2 protein-coding genes and 1 pseudogene are annotated in these 2,347 nt (G+C 70.9%); 2 read left to right on the top strand and 1 reads right to left on the bottom strand.

Going from position 1 to position 2,347, the window contains the following annotated elements; translation table 11 throughout:
* The coding region (locus tag ABZS97_RS43785; RefSeq protein ID WP_356149621.1) for a hypothetical protein at positions 1 to 662 on the bottom strand (662 nt) is incomplete at its 3' end.
* A 126-nt stretch (positions 663 to 788) separates the two neighbouring features.
* Between ABZS97_RS43785 and ABZS97_RS43790 the strand changes: the two genes are divergently transcribed.
* Together ABZS97_RS43790 and ABZS97_RS43795 are read left to right on the top strand one after the other, a co-directional pair.
* Entirely contained in the window at positions 789 to 2,000 is a 1,212-nt protein-coding gene (locus tag ABZS97_RS43790; protein ID WP_356149628.1) for a pyridoxal phosphate-dependent aminotransferase, read from the top strand.
* 98 nt (positions 2,001 to 2,098) lie between these two features.
* A pseudogene (locus tag ABZS97_RS43795) lies at positions 2,099 to 2,347 on the top strand (hypothetical protein); the annotation flags it as partial.

The following is a 2,347-nucleotide window of genomic DNA, read 5'->3' on the forward strand; positions in this document are numbered from 1 at the left end:
GCACCCGAGGGCCCAGCGGGCTCCCGGGACTCACCGGGCGTCGCCGAACCGCTCGCACCGCCGCTCGGCCCCTGCGAGGCGACCACGGCATCGGAGGGGGAGGCGGTCGCGCCGCCGCCCGGATCGGACTGCCGCGCCGCCGACGAGGACTCCCCCGCACCCGGCGTACCACCGGCCTTGCCGTCCGCGCCCTCCTCGCCCTCTGTACTCCGCGACGAGGGCGCCGGGCCGCCGGAGGACCCGGAGTCGAAAAGCCCGGCGGCCCCGGCGACGACCAGGGCGGCGCAGACCGCGCAGGCACCGATCACCGCACGGCGCACGGTCCGGTCACGGCCGCGGCGGCGGTCCGGCCGTCCCCCACGAGCGCGGGCGGGGGCACGCCGATGACCGCCACCGCGGCCCTGGGCTCGACCTTCGGCTCGGCCGGCGCCGTCACCCTCGACCTGGCCCGACTCCGCCCCGGACCCGTCGTCGTACACCGGCATCGGCGCCGTGTCCGCCTCGCGCGTACCACCGGCGTACGCCCCGTCGTCGTACGCGCCCTGCCAGCCGTGCGCGGCGGCCGGATCCGCGTACGCCTCATAGGCCGGCGCCGTCCGGCTGTCGGGGTAGGGGTGGTACACGTTCGGCGCACCCTGCGGCTCACCGGTCTGCTGCGACATGGCGGCGCATTGTAGGGAGAGGAAGGGCTTGCGGCGTAGCGAGGGAAGATAACGGCCTAAAACGCCACGTCTCACGTGGTGAAAAACACGCCCCGCCGAGCGTTACGCGGCCGTAAGCTCACGGACATGCAGGTGATCCAGTCCACGAAGCTCGCCAATGTCTGCTACGAGATCCGGGGGCCGGTTCTCGAGGAGGCGATGCGGCTGGAGGCAGCGGGGCACCGCATCCTCAAGCTCAACACCGGCAACCCGGCCGCGTTCGGGTTCGAGTGCCCGCCGGAGATCCTGGAGGACATCCTCCGCAACGTCTCGTCGGCGCACGGCTACGGCGACGCGAAGGGCCTGCTCGCGGCGCGCCGGGCCGTCGTGATGCACAACCAGACCCTCGGCATCGAGACGGACGTCGAGCACGTCTTCGTCGGCAACGGCGCCTCCGAGCTGATCGTGATGGCGATGCAGGGCCTCCTCGACGACGGGGACGAGGTGCTGATCCCGGCGCCGGACTACCCGCTGTGGACGGCGGCCGTGTCCCTGTCCGGCGGTACGGCGGTGCACTACCGCTGCGACGAGCAGTCCGACTGGATGCCCGACCTCGCGGACATCGAGCGCAAGGTCACCGACCGCACCAAGGCGATCGTCATCATCAACCCGAACAACCCGACCGGTGCGGTGTACGACGAGGCGATGCTGCGCGGGCTGACCGACATCGCCCGCCGCCACAACCTCCTCGTCTGCTCGGACGAGATCTACGACAAGATCCTGTACGACGGCGCGACGCACACGCCGACCGCGGCGATCGCCCCCGACCTGCTGACGCTCACCTTCAACGGGATGTCCAAGGCGTACCGGGTGGCGGGCTACCGGGTCGGCTGGATGTCGATCTCGGGCCCGCGGGCGCACGCCGAGTCCTACATCGAGGGCCTGACGATCCTCGCGAACATGCGACTGTGCGCGAACATGCCGGGCCAGCACGGGGTGGTCGCCGCGCTGAGCGGACGTCAGACCATCAACGACCTGGTCCTGCCCGGCGGGCGGCTCAAGGAGCAGATGGACGTCGCCTACGACCTGCTGACGCAGATCCCGGGCGTGAGTTGTGTACGACCGAAGGGCGCGCTGTACCTGTTCCCGCGGCTGGACCCGAACGTCTTCAAGATCAAGGACGACCGGCAGCTCGTCCTCGACCTGCTGCGCCGCGAGAAGATCATGGTCGTCCAGGGGACGGGCTTCAACTGGCCCGAGCCGGACCACTTCCGCGTGGTCACGCTGCCGACGGTCGGGGACCTGACCGACGCGGTGACCAGGATCGGGAACTTCCTGGACGGCTACGGACAGGCGTAGCCCTCGGACATCCCGGAAGTCCGGCGCTTTCCGACTTCTCTCAACTTTAGACAGAATCTAAGCTAGGATGGTTTCCTGTCAGCACAGGAGGCCATCCCATGTACGAGCCGATCCGCACCAAGTCGATCCACACGATGGCCGGCACCCCCTCGGACTTCCCCCACCGGTCGCGCGAGGAGGAGCTGGACATCCAGCTCGCCGGTCACCTCGCCGCACTGCTGGCGGTGACGGACGAACTGCGCGCACTCGCCCCCTCCGACGACCTCGACGCCGCCGCCGAGCGGCTCGCGTCGCAGGTGGCCCGGCTGCGCGGCGGGCTGCCGCCGGTGCGGTCGTCGGCGGTCGCC

Origin of the sequence: Streptomyces sp. NPDC005485 (assembly GCF_040606085.1) — a bacterium.
Lineage (GTDB): Bacteria > Actinomycetota > Actinomycetes > Streptomycetales > Streptomycetaceae > Streptomyces.

Excerpts from the sequence above, each read along its gene's own strand:
- ABZS97_RS43790 (WP_356149628.1), top strand. The coding sequence starts at position 789 with ATGCAGGTGATCCAGTCCACGAAGCTCGCCAATGTCTGCTACGAGATC.